We start from the raw sequence: 24,407 nt of genomic DNA, 5'->3' as shown, positions 1-24,407 counted from the left end.
AATGATATTTAAACTGTCACTCGGAAAAGTGTAAATATGGAATTAACATAACCAAATAGTCACATTACTTAAACCAAAAATAACCAACAAAAACAAATCCTTATAATGATATATAGCAATTTTATCTCACCATAACCCCACTATTTTTTCACTCTTACTTTCAACTCAGCCATTCTTTTTCCTCGCTTCTTTTTATAGTCATGAAAATCGGGACAACCCAGGCGAGGTCTTTATGCAACAAGAAGCGTTAGGAATGGTAGAAACCAAAGGCTTAACTGCAGCCATAGAGGCCGCAGATGCAATGGTGAAGTCAGCCAATGTAATGCTGGTCGGCTACGAAAAAATTGGTTCGGGGCTGGTAACAGTCATTGTCCGTGGCGATGTCGGCGCAGTCAAAGCAGCAACAGATGCAGGTGCCGCCGCAGCCCGTAATGTGGGAGAAGTGAAAGCCGTACACGTCATCCCACGCCCGCATACCGATGTAGAAAAAATCTTACCGAAGGGAATTAGCTAATGAGCAGCAATGAGCTGGTTGAACAGATCATGGCGCAGGTGATTGCTCGCGTGGCAACGCCGGAACAGCAGGCTATCCCTGAAAATAATCCTCCAACACGAGAAACGGCTATGGCAGAGAAAAGCTGCAGTTTAACGGAGTTTGTCGGTACCGCGATTGGCGATACCGTCGGTCTGGTAATCGCCAACGTAGACAGCGCCCTACTGGACGCGATGAAACTTGAAAAACGGTATCGCTCCATTGGCATCCTTGGCGCCCGTACTGGCGCTGGCCCGCACATCATGGCCGCTGATGAAGCGGTAAAAGCCACCAATACTGAAGTCGTCAGTATTGAGTTACCACGTGATACCAAAGGCGGCGCTGGTCATGGCTCGCTGATTATTCTTGGCGGCAACGATGTTTCCGACGTGAAACGCGGCATTGAAGTCGCACTGAAAGAACTGGATCGCACCTTTGGCGATGTTTATGCCAACGAAGCCGGTCACATCGAAATGCAGTACACCGCACGCGCCAGCTACGCACTTGAAAAAGCCTTTGGCGCACCGATTGGCCGTGCCTGTGGCGTTATCGTCGGCGCGCCAGCATCCGTTGGTGTCCTGATGGCCGATACTGCCCTGAAATCCGCCAACGTGGAAGTTGTGGCCTACAGCTCCCCAGCCCATGGCACCAGCTTCAGTAACGAAGCCATTCTGGTTATTTCGGGTGACTCTGGCGCTGTTCGTCAGGCCGTTATCTCCGCCCGTGAAATCGGTAAAACCGTTCTCGGGACCCTCGGCTCAGAGCCGAAAAACGATCGTCCGTCCTACATCTGATATCAGTGAGGCTGATTCATGAGATCGAAAAGATTTGAAGCACTGGCGAAGCGCCCTGTGAATCAGGATGGTTTCGTTAAGGAGTGGATCGAAGAAGGCTTCATTGCGATGGAAAGCCCGAACGACCCCAAACCGTCGATTAAAATCGTCAACGGCACAGTCACTGAACTGGACGGTAAATCCGCCAGTGAATTTGACTTAATCGACCATTTTATTGCCCGCTACGGCATTAACCTGGCGCGCGCTGAAGAAGTCATGGCGATGGATTCGGTCAAACTGGCTAATATGCTTTGTGATCCTAACGTGAAGCGCAAAGACATTGTGCCGCTGACCACCGCAATGACGCCGGCAAAAATTGTCGAAGTGGTGTCCCATATGAACGTCGTTGAGATGATGATGGCAATGCAGAAAATGCGTGCTCGTCGTACCCCATCTCAACAAGCGCACGTCACTAACGTCAAAGATAACCCGGTGCAGATTGCCGCTGATGCCGCTGAAGGCGCATGGCGCGGATTTGACGAACAGGAAACGACCGTTGCCGTTGCGCGTTATGCGCCATTTAACGCCATTGCGCTGTTAGTCGGCTCACAGGTTGGACGCCCTGGCGTATTAACCCAGTGCTCGCTGGAAGAAGCAACCGAACTTAAGCTCGGCATGCTAGGCCACACCTGCTACGCAGAAACCATCTCCGTCTATGGTACTGAACCCGTCTTTACCGACGGTGATGACACGCCATGGTCGAAAGGCTTCCTCGCCTCTTCTTACGCCTCCCGTGGTCTGAAAATGCGCTTTACCTCCGGCTCTGGCTCCGAAGTTCAGATGGGTTACGCCGAAGGCAAATCGATGCTTTATCTGGAAGCCCGCTGTATTTACATCACCAAAGCTGCTGGAGTACAGGGTCTGCAAAACGGTTCCGTAAGCTGCATCGGTGTCCCTTCCGCCGTGCCGTCAGGCATTCGTGCTGTGCTGGCTGAAAACCTGATCTGCTCTTCTTTGGATCTGGAATGCGCCTCCAGCAACGACCAAACCTTTACCCATTCGGATATGCGCCGTACTGCGCGTCTGCTGATGCAGTTCCTGCCGGGTACTGACTTCATCTCTTCCGGTTATTCCGCAGTGCCGAACTACGACAACATGTTTGCGGGTTCGAACGAGGATGCCGAAGATTTTGACGACTACAACGTTCTCCAGCGCGACCTGAAAGTAGACGGTGGTCTGCGCCCGGTTCGTGAAGAAGACGTTATCGCCATTCGTAACAAAGCGGCGCGTGCGCTGCAGGCCGTCTTTGCCGGGATGGGATTACCGCCAATCACTGATGAAGAAGTGGAAGCTGCGACTTACGCCCACGGTTCGAAAGATATGCCGGAACGTAACATCGTTGAAGACATCAAGTTTGCGCAAGAGATCATCAATAAAAACCGTAACGGCCTGGAAGTAGTGAAAGCCCTTGCTCAGGGCGGATTTACCGATGTCGCTCAGGACATGCTCAACATCCAGAAAGCCAAGTTAACCGGGGATTACCTGCATACCTCCGCCATTATCGTTGGCGACGGACAGGTGCTATCCGCTGTCAATGATGTTAACGACTATGCCGGTCCGGCAACAGGTTATCGCCTGCAAGGCGAACGCTGGGAAGAGATCAAAAACATCCCTGGCGCACTTGATCCCAACGAGCTTGGCTAAGGGGTGAAAAATGGAAATTAATGAAAAACTGCTGCGCCAGATAATTGAAGATGTGTTGTCTGAAATGCAGACCAGCGACAAACCCGTCTCTTTCCGCGCATCTACAGCGGCAAGCGCACCTCAGGCTGCTGCGGCACAGGGCGACAGCTTTCTGACCGAGATTGGTGAAGCCAAACAAGGCCAGCAACAGGATGAAGTGATCATTGCCGTAGGGCCGGCGTTTGGGCTCTCGCAAACCGTCAATATCGTAGGGATCCCGCATAAAAATATCTTGCGCGAAGTGATTGCCGGTATTGAAGAAGAAGGCATCAAAGCGCGCGTTATCCGCTGCTTTAAATCCTCCGATGTGGCGTTTGTTGCCGTTGAGGGTAACCGTCTGAGCGGTTCCGGGATCTCTATCGGCATCCAGTCAAAAGGCACCACGGTTATCCACCAGCAGGGGTTACCGCCGCTTTCAAACCTGGAGCTGTTCCCTCAGGCACCGCTTCTGACGCTGGAAACCTATCGTCAGATCGGTAAAAACGCCGCGCGTTATGCCAAGCGTGAATCTCCGCAACCGGTCCCTACTCTGAATGACCAGATGGCACGTCCTAAGTACCAGGCGAAATCAGCCATTCTGCACATTAAAGAGACCAAATACGTTGTGACAGGCAAAAACCCGCAGGAACTGCGCGTGGCGCTTTGATAAAGGATACCTCCATGAATACCGACGCAATTGAATCGATGGTTCGGGATGTGTTGAGCCGGATGAATAGCCTGCAAGGCGAGTCCGCGACTCCACCCGCGGCGAGTTCATCAGCACATACCGCGAAAGTCACGGATTACCCTCTCGCGAATAAACATCCTGAGTGGGTAAAAACTGCGACCAACAAAACGCTGGACGACTTCACGCTTGAAAATGTTCTGAGCAACAAAGTGACCGCGCAGGACATGCGCATCACCCCTGAAACACTGCGCCTCCAGGCGGAAATCGCCAAAGATGCCGGACGTGACAGGCTGGCGATGAACTTCGAGCGCGCAGCCGAGCTAACCGCTGTTCCTGACGATCGCATTCTTGAGATCTACAACGCGCTGCGCCCGTACCGCTCAACAAAAGATGAGCTGATGGCTATCGCCGACGATCTCGAAAATCGTTATCAGGCAAAAATCTGTGCAGCTTTCGTTCGTGAAGCGGCAGCGCTGTACGTTGAGCGTAAAAAACTCAAAGGCGACGACTAACTCAGGGACAGGATCATGCGATATATAGCTGGCATTGACATAGGCAACTCATCAACGGAAGTCGCTCTGGCTACTCTGGATGAGTCTGGCGTGCTGAGCATCACCGGCAGCGCGCTGGCAGAAACCACCGGAATTAAGGGCACATTACGTAATGTGTTTGGCATTCAGGAAGCCCTGACGCTGGCGGCAAAAAACGCCGGTATCAATGTCAGCGATATTTCGCTCATCCGTATTAACGAAGCCACCCCGGTCATTGGCGACGTGGCGATGGAAACAATAACCGAAACCATCATCACTGAATCCACCATGATCGGCCATAACCCTAAAACACCGGGCGGTGTCGGGTTAGGCGTGGGCGTCACTATTACGCCGGAAGACCTTCTCAGTCGCCCGGCGGATACGCCCTATATTCTGGTGGTGTCATCGGCATTTGATTTCGCCGATGTTGCTACGATGATTAATGCCTCCGTCCGTGCCGGATACCAGTTAACTGGCGTTATTTTGCAGCAGGACGATGGTGTGTTGGTCAGTAATCGTCTGACTCATCCCCTGCCCATCGTCGATGAAGTCCTTCATATCGACCGTATCCCGTTGGGGATGTTGGCTGCCATTGAGGTCGCTGTACCAGGAAAGGTCATTGAAACCCTTTCTAACCCCTACGGCATTGCAACTGTCTTTGGCCTCAATGCCGATGAAACTAAAAACATTGTTCCGATGGCACGGGCGCTGATCGGCAACCGTTCAGCCGTAGTGGTGAAAACGCCGTCAGGTGATGTGAAAGCGCGAGCCATTCCTGCCGGAAATCTGGAGCTACAGTCTCAGGGGCGTACCGTACGGGTCGACGTTGCAGCGGGCGCCGAAGCGATTATGAAAGCGGTTGGTGATTGCCCGAAACTGGATAACGTTACCGGAGAAGCTGGCACCAATATTGGCGGCATGCTGGAGCATGTGCGTCAGACGATGGCTGAATTAACCAACAAACCCAGTCATGAAATTTTTATTCAGGATCTGCTGGCGGTCGATACCTCGGTTCCCGTCAGCGTGACGGGTGGACTTGCCGGTGAGTTCTCGCTGGAACAGGCTGTCGGCATAGCCTCCATGGTGAAATCAGACCGCCTGCAAATGGCGATGATTGCCCAGGAGATCACGCAAAAGCTCAACATTGACGTCCAGGTTGGCGGGGCCGAAGCCGAAGCGGCCATTCTGGGGGCCTTAACTACTCCGGGCACAACGCGACCACTGGCTATTCTGGACCTCGGCGCGGGTTCAACCGACGCTTCTATCATCAATCCTAAGGGCGAAATTATTGCCACGCACCTGGCGGGCGCAGGCGATATGGTCACGATGATCATTGCCCGTGAACTAGGTCTGGATGACCGTTATCTCGCGGAAGAGATTAAAAAGTATCCGTTGGCGAAAGTTGAGAGCTTGTTCCACCTTCGCCACGAAGACGGCAGCGTTCAGTTCTTCCCTACGCCTCTCCCACCAACGGTTTTTGCGCGCGTGTGCGTAGTGAAACCCGATGAACTGGTGCCACTGCCTGGTGAACTGGCGCTGGAGAAAGTACGGGCCATTCGTCGAAGTGCTAAGGAGCGCGTTTTCGTTACTAACGCACTCAGAGCGTTACGTCAGGTGAGTCCGACCGGGAACATTCGGGATATTCCCTTTGTAGTGCTGGTTGGCGGCTCATCCCTGGATTTCGAAGTTCCACAGCTGGTCACCGATGCTCTGGCGCATTATCGACTGGTTGCCGGGCGCGGCAACATTCGTGGTACTGAAGGTCCGCGCAATGCGGTTGCGACAGGACTGATTCTCTCCTGGCATAAGGCATTCGCTCATGGAAAGTAATCTCACCACGCCAGCCATCGTTATCTTCACCAGTACTGACTGCGCTGACGTCTGGAATGACGTACTGCTGGGTATTGAAGAAGAAGGGATCCCCTTTGTGATTCAGGAGAGTGATTCAACTGACGTTATCCACAACGCATGGTTGGCCGCCTGCCAGTCACCATTGCTGGTTGGTATTGGCTGTAGCCGTGAAAAACTGGTCGTGCACTACAAAAACTTACCCACATCAGCACCGCTTTTTACGCTGACGTATCAACAAAATAGCCACGATCGCCGCAGCATTGGTAACAACGCTGCGCGGCTGGTTAAAGGCATTCCGTTCCGGGAATGCCACTCATAACCCACAGGAGAAAAGCAGTATGAATAACGCACTGGGACTGGTTGAAACAAAAGGGCTTGTCGGCGCTATTGAAGCCGCTGATGCCATGGTGAAATCCGCAAACGTGCAGTTGGTTGGTTACGAAAAAATCGGATCTGGCCTTATCACCGTTATGGTTCGCGGTGATGTCGGCGCGGTGAAAGCAGCCGTAGATGCTGGAAGCGCAGCGGCAAGCGCCGTTGGTGAGGTGAAATCCTGCCACGTTATCCCGCGTCCGCACAGCGACGTTGAAGCCATTTTACCTAAATCCGCCTAAGCCGTTAAAACCAAGGAGCACAGCGTGAAGCAATCACTGGGATTACTTGAAGTTAGTGGTCTGGCATTAGCCATCAGTTGCGCGGACGTCATGGCGAAAGCCGCCTCCATCACGCTGGTGGGCCTCGAAAAAACCAACGGCTCAGGCTGGACGGTGATCAAGATAATCGGGGATGTGGCCTCCGTCCAGGCGGCCATTTCCACCGGTGTCAGTTTCGCTGACCAGCGAGATGGGCTGGTGGCTCACAAAGTCATTTCCAGACCCGGGGACGGGATCCTGTCGCATAGCGTTGTCCAGGAGCCTGAGCCAACAGCCGACCCCATACCAGCCGTACCGCATGAAGAGATATTTGTAGACCATGATGTACCCGAAGCACCGCAAGATGCAGAGTTGATCAGCTGTAATTTGTGTCTTGATCCTGCCTGCCCTCGCCAAAAAGGCGAGCCGCGCACGCTTTGTCTTCACTCTGGAAAACGAGGTGAAGCGTAATGGATAAACAGCAACTGGAGACCACTGTCGCTAAGGTTCTGGATGAAATGCGCGAGCGCCCGATTCCGCTGGGGATCTCTAACCGTCATATTCATCTGTGCGCTGAAGATTACGGCCGCTTGTTTCCCAATCACCCCATTAGTGAAAAAAAAGAGCTGTTGCAGCCCGGACAATATGCAGCAGAGCAAACCGTCACGCTGGTGGGGCCAAAAGGTCAGTTAAAAAATGTGCGTTTACTCGGCCCGCTGCGCAGTACCAGCCAGGTTGAAATTTCTCGTACCGACGCCCGCACGCTGGGAATTACTGCCCCACTGCGGATGTCGGGCAATATCGAGGGCACGCCTGGCGTTCGCCTCGTCAGCCCATTTGCTGAGCTGGACCTAACATCCGGAGTGATCGTCGCCCAACGGCATATCCATATGTCGCCGCTCGATGCACTGATCCTGCGGGTTTCCCATGGTGATAAAGTCTCGGTCGCCATTAATGGCGATGAACGTCGACTGATTTTCGATAACGTCGCCGTACGCGTTTCGCCGGACATGCGCCTCGAAATGCATATCGATACAGACGAAGCCAATGCTGCAGGCGCTGATAATCCCCAGGCATTCGCCACACTGGTGACTTCACGATGAACAACGAACTGCTGCAACGCATTATCGAGGAGGTTGTTTCCCGATTAAAAAAACGCGCGGAAAGCACGCTCACTCTTAGCGTCGCGCAGTTACGGGAAATCGATTCACGGACAGTATGCTGCCAGTATTCGTCGCTCCATCTCCAGCAAGTGGACCTGCTTTTACTGGAGCAAATTGCCGAAGGCTGCCCAGCCAACATGTCGGTGGTAACGATTCACGACGCGCTGGCATGCGGAGTCCGCGTGAAAATTTCACTACAACACCGATTGTTACCCGCAATCCCCGTGAAAAAACTCGCGCGTCTGCCGCTGGAGTTCAGTGACGAACGGGGACGAATCATCTTTTTGCATCCTGAGAAGCTTCTCAGCTATGCCGACGTCGCCCAATTAAGGGATGGCGTACTGGTGCTACGCCGTCGATGTGTTGTGACGGCTCTGGCTCAGGAAGCAGTCAGTCTGCGAAATGTCCAACTAATTAAGCAGGAGTGAGCTATGCATCTGGCCCGGGTTACAGGCGTTGTGGTTTCCACGCAAAAATCCCCATCACTGGTGGGAAAAAAACTGTTGCTGGTACGTCGGGTAAGTGCTGACGGAGAGCTTCCTGCATCCCCTGTGAGTGGAGATGAAGTCGCTGTTGATTCTGTCGGCGCGGGGACTGGCGAACTGGTATTACTCAGCAGCGGATCCAGCGCCAGACACGTTTTTTCTGGCCCTAATGAGGCCATCGATCTGGCTATCGTCGGCATTGTCGACACGCTTTCTCGTTAGGAGGAACTATGGCGATTTATACCCGTACTGGTGATGCCGGAACAACAGCCCTCTTTACCGGACAACGCGTGAGCAAAACGCATCCGCGTGTGGAAGCCTACGGTACGCTGGACGAACTGAATGCGGCGCTAAGTCTGTGCGTTTGTGCAGCGAAAAACCCGCAGCACCGGCAGTTACTTGAAAATATCCAGCTGCAGCTTTTTTGGTTCAGCGCCGAACTGGCAAGCGAAAGCGAAGAACCAACGCCAGAGCAGCGCTACATCAGCTCGGAAGAAATTGCGGCACTGGAAGTTGCCATCGATACCGCAATGGGAAGAGTACCGCCCCTGCGCAGCTTTATTTTACCTGGCCGCAGCGAAGCCGCCAGCCGACTGCACTTTGCCCGTACGCTGGCACGCCGCGCAGAGAGACGACTGGTCGAGCTCTCCACCGAGATCTCCGTCAGACACGTGCTGATGCGTTATATCAACCGCCTGTCCGACTGCTTATATGCGCTTGCACGAGCAGAAGATCATGACGCCCATCAAAACGACATCATTCAGAAAGTGGCTGAGCGCTATCTCGCTGCCGTTCAAGCACCAGCCACAAAGGAGCCGACTATGTCTCTGTCTTTTCAGGAGCTCCACCAACTCACTCGCGCTGCGGTGACGAGAGCAGAAGAACTTCAGGTTCCGGTCGTCATTAGCATTGTTGATGCGTACGGGACCCAAACGGTGGCATGGCGCATGCCTGACGCATTACTCGTGAGTAGCGAACTGGCACCGAAAAAAGCCTGGACTGCCGTGGCGATGAAAACCGCCACGCATGAGCTGACATCGGTAGTACAACCAGGCGCCGCGCTTTACGGTCTGGAAAGCCATATGCAGGGAAAAGTCGTCACCTTTGGTGGCGGGTACGCATTATGGCGTGAGGGTTTACTCCTCGGGGGTCTTGGCATCAGCGGAGGAAGCGTTGAACAGGATATGGACATTGCAGAAACGGCCATTGCGGCGATTAACGTGAGAACACATCAATGAATACTTCAGAACTTGAAACCCTTATTCGTAACATTTTGAGTGAGCAACTCGCCCCGGCAAAAGCAGAAGTTAAGGGTAACGGTATTTTTCCGTCCGTTGACGAAGCGATCGATGCCGCTCATCAGGCTTTTCTGCGTTACCAGCAATGTCCATTGAAAACCCGCAGCGCCATCATTAACGCCCTGCGCGAAGAACTGACGCCTCATCTTGCTTCACTGGCCGCTGAAAGCGCTGCCGAAACGGGTATGGGCAACAAAGAGGATAAGTTCCTTAAAAATAAAGCCGCGCTGGACAACACTCCGGGTATCGAAGATCTCACCACCACGGCGCTAACCGGCGATGGCGGCATGGTGTTATTCGAGTATTCACCGTTTGGCGTGATTGGTTCTGTCGCCCCCAGTACTAACCCGACAGAGACCATTATTAACAACAGCATCAGCATGCTGGCGGCAGGAAATAGCGTTTATTTCAGTCCACATCCAGGTGCTAAAACGGTTTCACTCAAGCTGATTGCCATGATTGAAGATATTGCTTTCCGTTGCTGCGGAATTCGTAATCTTGTCGTCACGGTCACAGAACCCACTTTTGAGGCTACCCAGCAGATGATGGCACACCCTAAAATCGCAGTTCTGGCGATTACCGGTGGCCCAGGCATTGTTGCTATGGGCATGAAAAGCGGGAAAAAAGTCATCGGTGCAGGCGCAGGAAATCCACCCTGCATTGTTGATGAAACGGCCGACCTGGTTAAGGCGGCGGAAGATATCATCAATGGCGCATCCTTTGATTACAACCTCCCCTGCATTGCTGAGAAGAGCCTGATTGTTGTTGATGCCGTTGCCGAACGACTGGTTCAACAGATGCAGTCTTTTGGTGCGATGCTTCTCAATAGCGAAGAGGTAGACAAACTGCGTGCTGTCTGTCTACCAGAAGGCGTAGCCAATAAAAAACTGGTGGGTAAAAGCCCGGCAACCTTACTGGAAGCAGCAGGAATACGCGTTCCGGCAAAAGCGCCTCGATTACTGATAGGCATCGTCAAGGCTGACGACCCGTGGGTTACCAGCGAGCAACTGATGCCGATGCTCCCCGTCGTAACGGTGAGCGATTTTGACAGTGCATTAACGTTGGCCCTGAAAGTTGAAGAGGGATTGCATCACACCGCCATTATGCATTCGCAAAATGTGTCACGTTTGAACCTTGCCGCGCGCACGCTTCAGACCTCCATCTTTGTGAAAAATGGCCCCTCTTACGCCGGGATTGGCGTTGGTGGTGAAGGATTTACAACCTTCACTATTGCGACGCCAACCGGTGAAGGAACAACATCTGCGCGCACTTTCGCACGCTCTCGTCGTTGCGTGCTGACAAACGGTTTTTCTATTCGTTAATGGGGCCGTTATGAATAGCTTTTCACTGCAAACTCGATTGTACAGCGGCCAGGGAAGTCTGGATGTGCTCAAGCGCTTCACGAATAAGCATATCTGGATTATTTGCGATGGTTTTCTCGCGCGTTCCCCCCTGATTGAAAAGCTGCGCAACGCTCTGCCAGCGGATAACCGCATCAGCATTTTCAGCGATATCACCCCCGATCCCACCATCGGCACGGTAGTACAAGGGATTGCACAAATGCAGTCCCTGCGACCGGACGTCGTGATGGGTTTTGGTGGCGGCTCAGCACTGGACGCCGCAAAAGCCATCGTCTGGTTCAGCAGACAGTTCGGTATTGAAATTGAAACCTGTGTCGCAATTCCCACCACCAGCGGCACAGGCTCCGAGGTAACCAGCGCCTGCGTGATTAGCGATCCGGATAAAGGCATTAAATATCCATTGTTTAATAATGCGCTTTATCCGGATATGGCCATCCTTGATCCAACGTTGGTCGTCAGCGTACCGCCAGCCATCACCGCGAATACCGGCATGGACGTGTTAACGCATGCGCTGGAGGCTTACGTGTCCACGAAGGCCAGCGACTTCACAGACGCACTGGCTGAAAAAGCGGCTCAAATCGTCTTCCAGTACCTGCCTGTCGCTGTCAACAAAGGCGACTGTCTGGCAACCAGGGGGAAAATGCACAATGCTTCAACGCTCGCGGGAATGGCATTTAGTCAGGCTGGTCTGGGGATCAATCACGCGATTGCCCATCAGTTGGGCGGTCAGTTTCATCTGCCGCATGGACTTGCCAATGCGCTGCTGCTGACCCATGTCATTCCTTTTAATGCCCGCGATCCGCGGGCTGCGAAGCGCTATGCCCGTTTCGCTAAAGCCTGCCATTTATGCCCGGATAATGCGAACGATACAGCGGCATTGAATGCGCTCATCCATCATATCGAGCTACTCAAAAAACAGTGTGCGTTGCCTTCTTTTGTTGACGCGCTTAAAGACGGAAAGCAAGCCTGGTCACAACGTATCCCGTCGATGGTTCAGGCCGCGCTGGCTGACGTCACGCTGCAAACCAATCCTCGTGTTGCCGACGCCAGAGCCATGCAGGAACTGCTTGAGGAATTATTATGAAGACAGCCATGACGGCAGAGTCCCCGCTTTATGATGCGCAGACCATTCGCGAACGCGTTCGCGCGGCGGGTGTTGTCGGAGCCGGGGGCGCAGGCTTTCCTGCTCACGTAAAATTACAGGCGCAGGTCGATACCTTTCTGGTCAATGCGGCTGAATGTGAGCCAATGCTGAAAGTTGACCAGCAGTTGATGGCCGTCCAGGCTGAGCGACTTATCCGCGGCATTCAATATGCCATGACGGCGACCGGAGCCAGTGCCGGTATTATTGCGCTCAAAGAGAAATACCAAAAGGCTATCAATGCATTAACGCCTCTTCTGCCTGCCGGGATCCGCTTACACATTTTGCCTGATGTCTACCCGGCAGGTGACGAGGTTCTGACCATTTGGATGGCAACAGGGCGGAGAGTTCCGCCTGCCGCGCTGCCGGTCAGCGTCGGTGTGGTGGTCAATAACGTCCAGACTGTGCTCAACATCGCCAGAGCAGTTGAGCAGCAGTACCCCGTTACGCGTCGTACCCTGACCGTTAACGGCGCAGTCGCCAAACCCATCACACTCACTGTCCCTATCGGAATGTCTTTACGTGACGTTCTGGCACTGGCCGGGGGGGAAACCGTTGACGATCCCGGCTTTATTAACGGTGGTCCGATGATGGGCAGCCTGATTACTTCACTGGATACCCCCGTAAGCAAGACCACCGGAGGCCTGCTGGTTTTGCCTAAGTCTCATGCGTTGATTCAGCGGCGGATGCAGGATGAACGCACCGTGCTTTCTGTAGCAAAAACCGTTTGCGAGCAGTGCCGTTTGTGTACGGATTTGTGCCCAAGGCATTTGATCGGCCATGAATTATCCCCGCACCTGTTGGTTCGTGCGGTTAATTATCAGCAGGCGGCCACACCGCAGCTGCTGCTCACGGCCCTGACCTGTTCAGAATGCAATGTGTGTGAAAGCGTAGCCTGTCCGGTTGGGATTTCACCGATGCGCATCAACCGCATGCTCAAACGCGAGCTGCGGGCACTCAACCATCGTTATGAAGGGCCGCTAAATCCTGAGGATGAAATGGCGAAGTACCGGCTGATCCCAGTTAAACGCCTTATTACCAAACTGGGTCTTAGCGACTGGTATCACGATGCGCCTCTGGCTGAGACTGATTATTCCACAGATAAAACGACGCTGTTGTTACGCCAGCATATAGGTGCCAGCACCATCCCATGTGTAGAACAAGGCGAACGCGTTGTTCGCGGTCAATGCGTTGCCGATGTGCCGTCCGGTGCATTAGGTGCGCCTGTTCACGCCAGTATTGACGGTATTGTCAGCGAAATCACTGAGCAATCCATCACGGTAATTAGAGGTTAATCATGTCTCAGGCTATAGGGATTTTAGAACTCACCAGCATTGCCAAAGGAATGGAAGCTGGCGATGCCATGTTAAAAAGCGCGAATGTGAATTTACTGGTCAGCAAGACCATCTGCCCGGGAAAATTTCTACTCATGCTCGGTGGTGACGTAGGTGCCGTACAACAGGCGATTGCCACTGGAACATCTCTTGCTGGCGATATGCTCGTTGACAGTCTGGTTCTCCCCAACATCCATGCCAGCGTACTCCCCGCAATCAGCGGACTAAACAGCGTGGATAAGCGTCAGGCAGTGGGTATTGTCGAAACATGGAGCGTTGCTGCCTGCATCTGTGCCGCCGACCGGGCGGTTAAAGCCTCCAACGTCACGCTGGTACGCGTCCATATGGCATTTGGTATTGGCGGCAAGTGCTACATGGTCGTTGCCGGCGATGTGTCAGATGTGAATAACGCGGTGACAGTTGCCAGTGAAAGTGCGGGTGAAAAAGGCCTGCTGGTTTACCGCTCGGTCATACCTCGCCCGCATGAAAGCATGTGGCGACAGATGGTGGAGGGATGATGGAAAGACAACCCACCACGGATCGAATGATTCAGGAATATGTACCTGGTAAACAGGTCACGCTGGCGCATCTTATCGCTAATCCAGGTAAGGATTTATTCAAGAAGCTGGGATTACCAGATTCGGTTTCCGCAATCGGTATTCTGACCATTACCCCCAGCGAAGCCTCAATCATCGCCTGTGATATCGCCACGAAATCAGGGGCGGTAGAGATTGGTTTTCTCGACCGGTTTACCGGCGCGGTGGTACTGACGGGAGATGTTTCCGCCGTTGAGTACGCGCTGAAACAGGTAACCCGAACGCTGGGCGAAATGATGCGTTTTACCGCGTGTCCCATCACCCGGACGTAATCTCATGAAACGTATCATGCTAATTGGCCCCAGCCAGTGCGGTAAAACGTCGCTCACGCAGTGCATGCGGGGAGAGGCGCTTCACTATCAGAAGACCCAGGCCATAGTCTGGTCTCCTACGACAATAGACACGCCAGGTGAATATCTTGAGAACCGCTGCCTGTACAGTGCGCTGCTGGTCAGCGCCTGTGAAGCAGACATTATCGCGCTGGTACTCAATGCTGACGCGCCGTGGTCACCATTTTCTCCCGGGTTTACTGGACCAATGAACCGACCCGTTATTGGCCTCGTTACTAAAGCCGATTTAGCCAACCCGCAGCGTATTTCTCTTGTGGAGAGTTGGTTAGTTCAGGCTGGTGCGCAAAAAGTATTTATCACCAGCGCGCTGGAGAATACCGGGGTCGATGAGATGTTCATTTTTCTGAATGCAAAGGAACCTTCATGTCTCACAAAATAATGGCCATTAATGCAGGTAGTTCCTCGCTTAAGTTTCAATTACTGGCGATGCCGCAGGGTGAAATGATCTGCCAGGGGTTGATTGAACGTATCGGTTTGTCTGATGCACAGGTCACCCTAAAAACGCCAGCACATAAATGGCAGGAAACTTTGCCCGTAGCCGATCACCGTGAAGCAGTAACGTTGCTCCTGGAAAAACTGCTCAACCACCACATTATCAGCAGCCTGGAAGAGATTGACGGCGTGGGACATCGCGTCGCGCACGGCGGAGAATCCTTTAAAGACTCCGCGCTGGTAACTGATGAAACGCTGGCAGAAATCGAGCGCCTCGCGGAACTGGCACCTCTGCATAACCCGGTAAATGCGTTGGGGATCGCGGTATTCCGCCAGCTATTGCCCAAAACGCCAGCCGTTGCGGTGTTCGACACGGCGTTTCATCAAACGCTTGATGAGCCTTCTTTTATCTATCCCCTGCCCTGGCGTTACTATGCAGAGTTGGGTATTCGTCGTTATGGTTTTCATGGTACCAGCCACAAATACGTTAGCTCGCAGCTTGCTGAAAAACTGGGTGTACCACTCAGCGCCCTGCGCGTTGTTTGTTGTCATCTGGGCAACGGCAGCAGCATCTGCGCCATCAAAGGCGGACAATCGGTAAATACGTCAATGGGCTTTACGCCGCAGTCTGGCGTGATGATGGGCACGCGAAGTGGCGATATCGATCCGTCCATTTTACCGTGGATTGCCCTGCGAGAAGGCAAAACTCCGCAGCAGCTCAACCAATTGCTCAACAATGAGTCCGGATTGCTCGGTGTTTCTGGCATCTCACCTGACTACCGTGACGTTGAACATGCCGCAGATATGGGCAATCACCAGGCTGCGCTGGCGTTGACGCTTTTTGCTGAACGCATTCGTGCCACCATTGGTAGCTATATTATGCAGATGGGCGGTCTGGATGCCCTGGTATTTACCGGTGGCATTGGCGAAAACTCCGCACGGGCGCGCGCTGCGATTTGTCGTAACCTGAATTTCCTGGGGCTGGCCGTTGATGAGGAAAAAAATCAGCGTAATGCCACCTTCATTCAGACGGAAAATGCGATGGTCAAAGTAGCAGTGCTTAATACCAATGAAGAGCTGATGATTGCGCAAGACGTTATGCGTTTAGCAATATCTGAAACTGTGACATTGGGCATTCCAGCATAATACTGCCGCACCGCAAATTGCGGCAAATCATGGCAATAGCGCGATCGCCATGACACTATGCGCCGAAGATTGCTGATCACATAGGTGAAGACGTGGCTGTTGCGCAATGTCCCGCATCGTGCGGAGAACTTATCCAGGGCTGGATTCTGGGCAGTGAGAAATTGGTCTCCTGCCCGGTGGAATGGTATAGCACCGTTGAGGTCACTTCAGGTTCACCGCTGACAGATGAACGCCCACTTTCGCGGGCGATGGTTGAGAGGTTATTGCTGCACTGGCAATACCCGGCACACATGAGTCAGGATATCCGAATTGATGTCCAGTCAACCATTCCTGTCGCTAAAGGGATGGCCAGCAGCACAGCGGATATCGCCGCCACGGCAATCGCCACGGCGCAGTATCTGGGGCATCAGCTAGACGAATCCACTCTGGCGCAGCTTTGCGTTTCGCTGGAACCTACCGACAGCACCGTTTTCCGCCAGCTTACGCTGTTCGATCATAACGACGCCTCCACGCAAATTGCCTGTGAAGCCCAGCCTCAACTCGATCTGCTGGTTCTTGAAAGCCCGGAAACCTTACTAACTGCTGATTATCACCGTACTCCACGTCAGTCTGGGTTACTGGCCGGCGCTCCAGCGCTGAAACGCGCATGGGAAAAGGTACAGGAAGCCTGTGTCAGTCAAAATCCTTATCGGATGGGCGAAGCCGCCACGCTGAGCGCGATCGCCAGCCAGTTGCTGTTACCTAAACCAAATTTTGATTCACTTTTAGCGCTGGTAGAAGAATGTGATTTATACGGTGTCAACGTCGCGCACAGCGGCAGCGTAGTCGGTCTGATGCTCGACAGAAAACGTCATGATGTGGATTACATTAAATGGATGCTGACGCAGAAAAAATTGACGGAGCACTGGCCGGAACAGCATTTGTTGCGGATGGTAACTGGCGGGGTCGAACTGCAATAAGGGCCGCCGCTAAGCAGCGACCCGGACAAGCATAAAATCGTTACTCGGCTTTCGCTTCGGCGTTCTTCACTTCGCCCATCGCTTTCAGCTTTTTAGAGATGTCGCGGCGCTCTTTAGAGATCTCAGCGTTTTTGATGATGTAATCATCAACACGATCTTCATAATCGCTTTTCATGCTGGCGATAATGCCCTGAATCGCTTCCACGCTCATTCCAGGCTTGATGTAGTCGCTCAGGTTGTCCAGCAGCAGAACACGTTTCTGGTTGTCACGGATCTTTTTCTCAACGTCCTGGATTTCACGTTGCAGTTTGTTTTTACGACGGAACAGACGAACAAATTCCAGCACGTCCTGGAAAGAAGGCTTGGTAGTTTCCATTTTTACACCCCTGATAATGTGAGATTCGGATTCGTTAAAACAACGGCTAAAGTGGGTCAACATTACTTTCATGCCCGCCATACTTCAAGTTGCATCTGCATCGACCATGCATGGTTGAAACCTGAATTATCGAGGGTAAAGCCATTGCAGTTACCAATGGTTTTAGCCTTTTTCAGTATCATACCTCTAATCGTTGCTGAATCGAAGCAGCAGTAGAACCAATCCCCTCATATGCTCTTTATTTGCGCAGCGCGCGACAGATCAAATGAGAGAGCAACTCCAGCTGTCGCGCCATTTCCATATTTAGCCAAACGTAGCCGTGAATGGGCGTTTCAGCGACATTGTCGCCCTTATGCTCAGCAATAAGCTGACGCAACTCCACCACGGTGTCATTGAGCTTTTCCGTATTGGCAAGCACCGGCTGCGGATTACCTTCATACAATGCGTGGGTTATCGTCAGTAGCGCCTGTTGAGTCCTGAGCTGTGTTTCACGCAAAGTATGGGCATTCAACATGACAAAGTGGCTGGTGCGGCTGGCCCAAAGCGCATTGATTTGCAGTTCAAGCATGCAGACAAGGTTACGATTAACCGTTTGAATAGCTTCAAAGATGGATTTTTGAATGCGGGTTTCTTTGCTGGCAGGAACTATGAGTCCGCGCATTTTGACAACATCGCTCAGCAGCTGTTGTAAATGCTTCTCCAGTCGCGGTTGCTCCAGCAGGTTGGGAGATAGCGCAGCCTGATACACCCGATTGTACCCCGTTACACAATGCGCCAGCTGAATTCGCCAGTGTATAAATGCCCGCTGCGGCCAGATACCAGTAAACAGCATTGCCAGTAATGAACCCAGAATAACGTCGCCACCGCGCCATAATGCTGTGTTCATATCACCAGCGGGTGCGCCCACAACAACGGCAAGCGTTATACCAATCAGCAACGCCTGATACGGCCTTTTACCCAGTGCCAGCCAGCCGCAAAGAAACATCGCGACCGCGCACCATATCAGCATTAGCGGAAGTGAAAAGAGCTCCAGACGAAGGGCCACCAGCCCAAGTACCGATCCCAGAATTGTCCCGCCAATACGTTCAAAAGCCCTGGGGACAACGTTCCCCCAAAAGGAAATAGGCCCCATAATTACCACCAACGTAATCAGAGGCCATGTACCTTCAGGAATGTTCAACAAGCGAACCAACAGAAAAGTAAAAAGAAACGCCAGCGCAATGCGAACACCATGCACCACACGATAATGACGATACAAACGAATTTCAAAAGGACTCAGTGACTTATCTGCACGCACTCATGCACTCCGTCAGGGAATAGCAAAGAACAGAATTGTACATGCTTTTTGAGTAAAAACATCATCCTGATGACCAGGACATTCATCCTGATTTACACCAAAAACAGTTACTTCGACTGTACCGGCACGTACATTTCAATGTCCCAGTAACCGTCCTCCATGCCATTGTTCATATAAACTTCAAAGCAGGGTTTAGCGGCTATCGCATACGTCGAATCCTGCATCAAGCGCTCAAAGAACTGATACCACGGCGTCGCGAAGTCATGATTTTCAACGCGCGCAACGGCGATAGCATAGTCGCCACCGGCCAGCTCGGTCTGGATCACCCCTTCGCTGTTTTCTGGGATCTCAAAACCTTCAGGCACAGACACCACAGTATCACAACGCAGTTTTTCCGCCGGAACAACGTCAGGATTGTCGTAATAAACGGCTATCCATTCCAGCGGTACGATCTGCTTACCGTCGACCCACATCATTAACTGCTCGAAACCTTGTTTTACCGTTTGTTCCCATGGTCCAACCATGTGAAAACCGGCAATTATGCGTTTCTCGACCTGCTTTATCTCGTACTCCATATAACCTCCGTTATTGCACTGTATTTATATACAGTGTAATTTTTAGGTATAACGGCCACAAGGAATCAGTGATTATTATGTGAGCAGATTCGCACTCTTGCCAGTCAGGCACATCAGGAAAAACTACGCCTTGTGGTGGAAGTAATCGCTCAAACGCGAGAAGACGCCGCCTTCGTTGACAGACTCCAGCGTAACCAGAGGCCAGTGCGCCACCAGTTTATCCCGATCGTAGAGTTCAATTTCCCCCACACGTTGATGGGCAGCAATGGGGGCAACCAGTTCTTTCTTATCAAGAACATATTTTGCTTTGATATTAGCGACTTCGGCTTTAGGCAGCGCCATCCAGAAATCCTGCTCTGTACCAAGGCTAATTTTTTCTTTATCGCCATACCAGATCCGTTCAATACCGACCTGTTTACCGCTACGTAAAACCTGCACGGTATCGAAGTTCTGTTGTCCCCATTGCAGCAGTTTTCGCGCCTGGTCTTCACGCCCTTTTGCACTCTCCGCCCCCATCACAACCGCAATCAGGCGACGCTGACCATCAACAGCTGAAGCAATCAGGTTGAATCCAGCGCCGGAGGTATGCCCAGTCTTCAAACCATCGACGTTCATGGTTTTATCCCACAACAAACCGTTACGGTTTTGCTGCGTGATTCCGTTCCAGGTAAGGCTTTTTTCACTGTACATATGGTAGAAATCCGGCTCTCCATGGATGATAGCTCTCGACAGCACGGCCAGATCGTAAGCTGAGCTATGCTGACCTGGCGCATCCAGACCATGTACCGTTTCAAAATGCGTGTCCCGCAAGTTCAGCTTTTGCACATAGTTGTTCATCATCGCGACAAACTGCGGCTGCCCTCCGGCGATGTAATCCGCCAGCGCCACACAAGCATCATTACCGGAATCAACAATTAACCCGCGACTCAGGTCGCGCACAGAAACGCGATCGCCTTCTTTCAGGAACATTAAGGATGAACCGACGAATACCGGATTATCTTTCGCCCAGGCATCGCGACCTACGGTGACAATATCTGTCGGACTAATACGCTTGCTGTCGATTGCGCGATCGACAACATAGCCGGTCATCAGCTTGGTCAGGCTGGCAGGGTTGCGCTGCTGGTGTTCATTTCCGGCTGTCAGGATTTGGCCCGTGGTGTAATCCATTAATACCCACGCACCGGCATTAATTGCCGGAGGCTGTGGAGCGAAACTGGCGACGTCGGTCGCGTACGCGGGCGAAAAACTCATCGCAAATAGTGAAGCGGCAATAAACAAACGGCGTTTCAACAGCATGTCCTCAGGAAATGGAGAAATAGCCGTTCTTTTTACGGAAGTTCTGGCTAACAAACATGGATAAATTGCAAGAAAATGTGACATAAGGCACATTTTCTTGCTGTAAGGAAAGGATTTCAGAGATCAATAGCGTCTGGCGTTACCCTTTGCGCGGTGCTGTCTCTGCGTGATGGCTGCGATGACGGTGATAGCCATCGATCATACTGTGGAAAATTTGCCCCGGTGTGTCACCCAGCGTACACAGGTAAATATGTGCACAGATGAACAGTAAGCCGACAATCGCCAACACCATATGCAGTACCAGCATCACAGGCCCTGCCCCTACCACCTGTGGGTAGAGGCATAACAACCCGGTGATGATCAACAGCGGAACCAGCGCATACATGATAGCCAGATAAGCCAATTGTTGTAGCGGGTTAAATTTACTCTCTGCCGTTGCGGCAAACGGGTGTGGTTCACCTTTCATGATGCCATACAGATAAAAGCGCGTTTGCAACAAGCAGCGTGATATCAACCCGTTAAACTTCACCCGGTAATGACAACCGTTGCCGCTGGTTGCGTTGATTAGCACGAATCCAACCCAGAAGGCCAACAAGGCGAAGCCGCACCAGGTATGTACCTGCACCATCAATGCCACCGGTCCGACAGAGAAGTGACCAAACAGGCCGCTCAGCAGAAGCAGGATAAAAAGCAGCGCATTACCCCAGTGCCAGCGACGAACTGCCAGCGAATAGAGATAGTCCCGATGTTCTTCTCCGATTGCTGTTTTAGGTGCCAGCATCCGACGTAACAGTGCGTGCATAACCAGGCCCGCAATCATCAGCACAATAACAACGCCTGCATAAATGAGCCACAGTGGCCAGTAGTCCGGCGCATAGTTAAGCTCTGCTCCCCAGATAGAATTCATGCTTTACCCTCCTGATGGATTTCTTTACGCCGATAAACACTCACCGGGCCGCTACGCGTATTCTGCTGGCGATAAACCTCTTTTTGATTTATCCAGTGCTGAATTTCCGGATCGTCACGACGACCAAATTTCAGCGCATCAGTCGGACAAACGGAAACGCAGGCAGGCGATTGTCCAGCCTCCAGTCGGGTATCTGCGCAGAAGTTACATTTGTCGGCAATTCCCGTTTGCGGATTGAGATAACGGACATGGAATGGGCAAGCGGCAACGCAGTAGTCGCAGCCAATACAGCGAGACTTATCCACTTGCACAATGCCATTTTCGTCGCGAAATGACGCACCGGTCGGACAAACGCTAACACACGGCGCATCTTCACAATGCTGACAGGAAACGCGAACAAACTGGAAGTGGGACAGCACCTCGGGTTCATGTTCGGGTGAACGGATCTGCACCTGTAAGCGGCTAAATCCCTCTGGCACATCATTCAAAACTTTGCAGGCAACCGTACATGCCTGACAGCCGATACAGCGTTTCTCGTCATGCAGCATGACATAAGGGTTTGTAGATTGATTCATGATGTTCTCCTTTCTCATGCCCGACGAAGCGTAACGCCAGCGGTGTGGACCACCGTACCGGAAACCGGACTGGTAACATGCGGAAGCAAATTACCGCAGTGAATACCGTGCGTTGTCGCTGCGGTTTTGGCTCCCGCCTTGGCGCCAAATCCCATATAAACAAACAGCGTATCGGGCCGAATTCCGGCGGTGACCAGCGCTTTGCCTTTTTCTTTGCCGGTCGCATTTTCCAGCCAGATGTCATCACCGCTTTTGATGCCTTTTTCACGGGCCGTTTGCGGGTGGATCCACACCGCGTTATCCCACATCAACTCGCTAAGCAGTGGCACGTATTGCGTCGCACCGTTGGTATGAACCGCCACTTTTCCCTGGATAAAATAGAGTTCACTGTCGCCTTTGAGCGCAAAATTGCGCGCGCGCGGAATACCGTAGCCAGGCAGGAGCGTTTCCAGCTCTTCGGAATAGAGTTCAATTTTTCCTGATGGAGATTTAAAGCGCAGTTGCTCGCCATATGTACCGTCGCTGTCAACCGCCACCGCGCCCGGATAACGTTCCACAAACTGACGCACCGCTTCAGGTTCACGCAGCAGCAACGGAACACCCCACTCCCGGTACCCTTTCTGACGCAATTCAGCAGATAGCGCATGATCGCCATTAAGCTGGTACAACTGACGCGTTTGCATATCCTGCCAGGGATAGAATTGCCCAAGGCCTAACTGCACGGCCAGCTCTTTCCAGATTTGCCAGCTCGGACGCGCATCACCAATAGGTTCCACTACCTGTTGGCGCAGGGCATAGGCTGGATTCAGGCCCGACATGTCTGAAACTTCTTCATCGCGCTCAAGGTAAGTACATTCAGGCAAAAGGTAGTCGGCATACGCCGCGCTTTCGCTTAAATAGACATCACAACTGACCACAAGGTCGAGCTGTTCAACGGTTTTGACCAGATCCGGTCGACAGGTAACGGTTTGGAAAGGGTTGTGTCGGGACATAATCCATCCCTTCACCGGATAAGGCGTCTGGTTTAACACAGCATCAATGATGCTTTGCACCACACCACCGCCCGCCGCGATGTACTTAAACTGCGGGGCTACCAGATCGATACGCTGCGCCGTTGGCTTGGGTAATTTGACATCGGGTTTTGCCAGCACCGGAGCGACCTTCTCTCCAGCCAGCTTATTGTAAGTTGCCGCCGCTTTTTTCTGGTACAAACCGCCTTCACGCTCAATATTGCCAAGCAGCACATTGAGGGTAAAAATCATGCGCCGCATATCAATTTCTTCTTGCGAAAACGTCGCGCGATGGCCCGGACTGACGATGGCATGAGGCGCGCAGGCGGCCATTTCGCGGGTGACCCGGACAATAACATCAGCGGGCACATCCGCAAGCTGCTGCGCCCATTCTGGCGTGGTCTCTTGTACCACTTCTGCCAGTTGCTCAAACCCCGTGGTGTAGCGCGCCACAAAGTCAGCGTCATAAAGATTTTCATTGATCATGACGTGACACATGGCCATCAGCACCGGTAAGTCGCCACCCGGCTTGAGCGCATGCCATTCATCCGCTTTGCTGGAAAATACGGACAGACGGGGATCGAAGCTGACCATCTTCGCCCCCTTCTCCTGCGCGGTCATCAGTTCATGCGTATCAGCAACCTCGATCCCTTCATAGAGGTTATGACCAAAAGAGACCATATAACGGGTGTTGGCGATATCCATGGCTAAATCGCCACCCATCATAACTTTAGCGGCAATGGCTTTACCTGCAGGGCACGTTGATGCGTGAGTAAAGGTATTAGGTGACCCGAAAGCCGTTGCGAGGTGAAATAAATGGCCAGACAGCGAGCCGGATTTAGACGAGAAGACGATCCCCTGGGGACCATATTGTGATTTTATTGCCGTCATTTTTTCGGCAATTTCTTTATACGCTTGTTCCCAGCTAATGACCTGCCAGTCACCGCTCCCGCGAGGTCCTGTGCGTTTCATAGGTTTAACAATGCGATGAGGGTCGTTGACCAGGCTAACACCGCTGCCGCCGCGAGCGCAGACACGTGTCCCCTGCTGTGGCGCATTAGGGTTCCCCTGAATAAAAACTGTTTTATTATTAATCACCTGAGCCTGAATTGGGCAGCGAAAAGAACACATCTCGCACAAACTTGGCGTCAGGGATGTTTTCCCTTTGATACTCTCCGGAGAATTTCGTGCCAGTGCCCCAGGCGGAAAACTGCCTATCGCACAGGCTGAACAGCCTATACCCACTCCTCGCAAAAAATTACGCCGACTAATGCTCATATAACCTCCTGTTATTAGATATATCCAATAATTATATGGCGTTTAGAATATTTATTTTTTACATCAATCACATTTCATTACAATGAATGGCAGCGAACCG

General features: G+C 52.4%; 28 protein-coding genes. 21 read left to right on the top strand and 7 right to left on the bottom strand.

The genetic code is table 11. The annotated features are described in order from the left end of the window. Positions 1-232: 232 nt before the first annotated feature. From pduA to BZK41_RS23900, 21 genes are all read left to right on the top strand, one after another. Entirely contained in the window at positions 233-514 is a 282-nt protein-coding gene (gene pduA, locus BZK41_RS24000) for a propanediol utilization microcompartment protein PduA (protein WP_003030255.1), read from the top strand. Continuing rightward, positions 514-1,326: a propanediol utilization microcompartment protein PduB gene (pduB, locus tag BZK41_RS23995; protein ID WP_003834129.1), complete on the top strand. Its 813-nt coding sequence runs from the start codon at positions 514-516 to the stop codon at positions 1,324-1,326. Before pduA ends, pduB begins: the two co-directional genes overlap by 1 nt. Before the next feature lie 18 nt (positions 1,327-1,344). Continuing rightward, on the top strand, positions 1,345-3,009 hold the full coding sequence (pduC, locus tag BZK41_RS23990; RefSeq protein ID WP_003030249.1) for a propanediol dehydratase large subunit PduC: 1,665 nt from the start codon (positions 1,345-1,347) through the stop codon (positions 3,007-3,009). Positions 3,010-3,019: 10 nt separating this feature from the next. Next, a complete protein-coding gene (gene pduD, locus BZK41_RS23985; RefSeq protein ID WP_003844241.1) occupies positions 3,020-3,694 on the top strand; it encodes a propanediol dehydratase medium subunit PduD in 675 nt (224 codons plus the stop codon). Positions 3,695-3,708: 14 nt separating this feature from the next. Next, on the top strand, positions 3,709-4,227 hold the full coding sequence (pduE, locus tag BZK41_RS23980; protein ID WP_003030243.1) for a propanediol dehydratase small subunit PduE: 519 nt from the start codon (positions 3,709-3,711) through the stop codon (positions 4,225-4,227). A gap of 15 nt (positions 4,228-4,242) precedes the next feature. After that, on the top strand, positions 4,243-6,075 hold the full coding sequence (locus tag BZK41_RS23975) for a diol dehydratase reactivase subunit alpha (RefSeq protein WP_079939837.1): 1,833 nt from the start codon (positions 4,243-4,245) through the stop codon (positions 6,073-6,075). After that, positions 6,065-6,415: a glycerol dehydratase reactivase beta/small subunit family protein gene (locus BZK41_RS23970; RefSeq protein WP_079939836.1), complete on the top strand. Its 351-nt coding sequence runs from the start codon at positions 6,065-6,067 to the stop codon at positions 6,413-6,415. Before BZK41_RS23975 ends, BZK41_RS23970 begins: the two co-directional genes overlap by 11 nt. Before the next feature lie 19 nt (positions 6,416-6,434). Further along, positions 6,435-6,710, top strand: coding sequence for a propanediol utilization microcompartment protein PduJ (gene pduJ / locus BZK41_RS23965; RefSeq protein WP_001057752.1), 276 nt, complete (start codon positions 6,435-6,437; stop codon positions 6,708-6,710). A gap of 24 nt (positions 6,711-6,734) precedes the next feature. After that, positions 6,735-7,199, top strand: coding sequence for a BMC domain-containing protein (locus tag BZK41_RS23960; protein WP_079939835.1), 465 nt, complete (start codon positions 6,735-6,737; stop codon positions 7,197-7,199). Continuing rightward, positions 7,199-7,831, top strand: coding sequence for a phosphate propanoyltransferase (locus tag BZK41_RS23955; protein WP_079939834.1), 633 nt, complete (start codon positions 7,199-7,201; stop codon positions 7,829-7,831). The genes BZK41_RS23960 and BZK41_RS23955 overlap by 1 nt, the downstream gene beginning before the upstream one ends. Beyond that, positions 7,828-8,319: a microcompartment protein PduM gene (gene pduM, locus BZK41_RS23950; RefSeq protein ID WP_079939833.1), complete on the top strand. Its 492-nt coding sequence runs from the start codon at positions 7,828-7,830 to the stop codon at positions 8,317-8,319. Before BZK41_RS23955 ends, pduM begins: the two co-directional genes overlap by 4 nt. Positions 8,320-8,322: 3 nt before the next feature. Then, positions 8,323-8,598, top strand: a complete 276-nt coding sequence (locus BZK41_RS23945; RefSeq protein WP_003030211.1) for a EutN/CcmL family microcompartment protein — start codon at positions 8,323-8,325, stop codon at positions 8,596-8,598. A gap of 8 nt (positions 8,599-8,606) precedes the next feature. Continuing rightward, positions 8,607-9,614, top strand: coding sequence for a two-domain cob(I)yrinic acid a,c-diamide adenosyltransferase PduO (gene pduO / locus BZK41_RS23940; protein WP_079939832.1), 1,008 nt, complete (start codon positions 8,607-8,609; stop codon positions 9,612-9,614). Further along, the gene (gene pduP, locus BZK41_RS23935) at positions 9,611-10,996 is read left to right on the top strand and encodes a CoA-acylating propionaldehyde dehydrogenase PduP (protein ID WP_079939831.1); all 1,386 of its coding nucleotides are present in this window, start codon (positions 9,611-9,613) and stop codon (positions 10,994-10,996) included. The genes pduO and pduP overlap by 4 nt, the downstream gene beginning before the upstream one ends. Before the next feature lie 10 nt (positions 10,997-11,006). Beyond that, complete coding sequence (locus BZK41_RS23930) at positions 11,007-12,119, top strand: 1-propanol dehydrogenase PduQ (protein ID WP_079939830.1); 1,113 nt, start codon at positions 11,007-11,009, stop codon at positions 12,117-12,119. Continuing rightward, positions 12,116-13,471 (top strand): cobalamin reductase PduS, encoded by a 1,356-nt coding sequence (gene pduS / locus BZK41_RS23925; RefSeq protein ID WP_079939829.1) that lies wholly within the window; start codon positions 12,116-12,118, stop codon positions 13,469-13,471. The genes BZK41_RS23930 and pduS overlap by 4 nt, the downstream gene beginning before the upstream one ends. Before the next feature lie 2 nt (positions 13,472-13,473). Next, complete coding sequence (gene pduT / locus BZK41_RS23920) at positions 13,474-14,028, top strand: propanediol utilization microcompartment protein PduT (RefSeq protein ID WP_003030201.1); 555 nt, start codon at positions 13,474-13,476, stop codon at positions 14,026-14,028. After that, positions 14,028-14,378, top strand: coding sequence for a propanediol utilization microcompartment protein PduU (gene pduU, locus BZK41_RS23915; RefSeq protein ID WP_003030198.1), 351 nt, complete (start codon positions 14,028-14,030; stop codon positions 14,376-14,378). The genes pduT and pduU overlap by 1 nt, the downstream gene beginning before the upstream one ends. 4 nt (positions 14,379-14,382) lie before the next feature. After that, positions 14,383-14,835, top strand: a complete 453-nt coding sequence (gene pduV / locus BZK41_RS23910) for a propanediol utilization protein PduV (protein WP_079939828.1) — start codon at positions 14,383-14,385, stop codon at positions 14,833-14,835. Continuing rightward, positions 14,820-16,034: an acetate/propionate family kinase gene (locus BZK41_RS23905; protein ID WP_079939827.1), complete on the top strand. Its 1,215-nt coding sequence runs from the start codon at positions 14,820-14,822 to the stop codon at positions 16,032-16,034. The genes pduV and BZK41_RS23905 overlap by 16 nt, the downstream gene beginning before the upstream one ends. Before the next feature lie 92 nt (positions 16,035-16,126). Continuing rightward, a complete protein-coding gene (locus BZK41_RS23900; protein ID WP_079939826.1) occupies positions 16,127-16,993 on the top strand; it encodes an L-threonine kinase in 867 nt (288 codons plus the stop codon). 40 nt (positions 16,994-17,033) lie between these two features. Here the strand turns inward: BZK41_RS23900 and BZK41_RS23895 are convergent, their stop codons facing one another. From BZK41_RS23895 to phsA, 7 genes are all read right to left on the bottom strand, one after another. Continuing rightward, positions 17,034-17,369, bottom strand: a complete 336-nt coding sequence (locus BZK41_RS23895; RefSeq protein ID WP_043016838.1) for a DUF496 family protein — start codon at positions 17,367-17,369, stop codon at positions 17,034-17,036. 238 nt (positions 17,370-17,607) lie between these two features. Then, the gene (locus BZK41_RS23890; RefSeq protein ID WP_079939825.1) at positions 17,608-18,666 is read right to left on the bottom strand and encodes an FUSC family protein; all 1,059 of its coding nucleotides are present in this window, start codon (positions 18,664-18,666) and stop codon (positions 17,608-17,610) included. Positions 18,667-18,773: 107 nt separating this feature from the next. Next, the gene (gene sbmC, locus BZK41_RS23885) at positions 18,774-19,241 is read right to left on the bottom strand and encodes a DNA gyrase inhibitor SbmC (protein WP_079939824.1); all 468 of its coding nucleotides are present in this window, start codon (positions 19,239-19,241) and stop codon (positions 18,774-18,776) included. 123 nt (positions 19,242-19,364) lie between these two features. Further along, positions 19,365-20,537 carry a serine-type D-Ala-D-Ala carboxypeptidase DacD gene (gene dacD, locus BZK41_RS23880; protein ID WP_032941959.1) on the bottom strand — a complete coding sequence of 391 codons (1,173 nt, stop codon included), beginning with the start codon at positions 20,535-20,537 and terminating at the stop codon, positions 19,365-19,367. Positions 20,538-20,676: 139 nt separating this feature from the next. Beyond that, positions 20,677-21,444: a thiosulfate reductase cytochrome B subunit gene (phsC, locus tag BZK41_RS23875; protein ID WP_079939823.1), complete on the bottom strand. Its 768-nt coding sequence runs from the start codon at positions 21,442-21,444 to the stop codon at positions 20,677-20,679. Continuing rightward, positions 21,441-22,019, bottom strand: a complete 579-nt coding sequence (gene phsB / locus BZK41_RS23870) for a thiosulfate reductase electron transport protein PhsB (RefSeq protein WP_079939822.1) — start codon at positions 22,017-22,019, stop codon at positions 21,441-21,443. Before phsB ends, phsC begins: the two co-directional genes overlap by 4 nt. Before the next feature lie 14 nt (positions 22,020-22,033). Then, positions 22,034-24,307 (bottom strand): thiosulfate reductase PhsA, encoded by a 2,274-nt coding sequence (gene phsA, locus BZK41_RS23865; RefSeq protein ID WP_079939821.1) that lies wholly within the window; start codon positions 24,305-24,307, stop codon positions 22,034-22,036. Positions 24,308-24,407: the final 100 nt, after the last annotated feature.

The organism is Citrobacter sp. A316 (assembly GCF_002042945.1).
In the GTDB taxonomy this organism is placed as follows: domain Bacteria; phylum Pseudomonadota; class Gammaproteobacteria; order Enterobacterales; family Enterobacteriaceae; genus Citrobacter; species Citrobacter portucalensis.
This window is presented reverse-complemented; position numbering and strand designations above follow the sequence as displayed.